1 protein-coding gene is annotated in these 442 nt (G+C 56.6%); it reads left to right on the forward strand.

All coding sequences use genetic code 11. The annotated features are described in order from the left end of the window. Positions 1-103 precede the first annotated feature (103 nt). Positions 104-442 (forward strand): MFS transporter (locus F7Q90_RS26100; RefSeq protein ID WP_346265408.1); only part of this gene is annotated, 339 nt, incomplete at its 3' end.

Here is a 442-nt window from a genome sequence, read left to right on the forward strand (position 1 = left end):
TCGTAACAATCACTTAGTTATGTCTTATAACCAAAAATGATTTATTCGCCCGCCCGGCGATGTTTACTCTGAATCTCCTGATAAGACACAACAGAACAATAATATGACAGACGTAATCAATTCGGCGCCGATTGCAGCGGCAGGGTCACCCGACGGGGAAGTTAAATGGATACGCGGCGCGGCGGACGTTTCGCGCCTGATTAACGAGGGCAGCAGCGGGCGCAACAACGCGCGCATCGTCATGGGCATCGCGCTGGGCGGCATTTTTCTCGATGCCTACGATCTTGGCTCCCTGGCCTTTGGCCTGAAGGACATTACCCGTGAATTCAACCTGACGCCCGCCGGCACCGGCATGGTGGCCTCGGCCATCACCTTCGGCGCCATCGTCGGCGCGCTGCTGGGCGGCTATCTGACGGATAAAATCGGCCGCTACCGCGTCTTT

It is taken from the genome of Pantoea stewartii subsp. stewartii (assembly GCF_008801695.1).
Taxonomy (GTDB): Bacteria; Pseudomonadota; Gammaproteobacteria; order Enterobacterales; family Enterobacteriaceae; genus Pantoea; species Pantoea stewartii.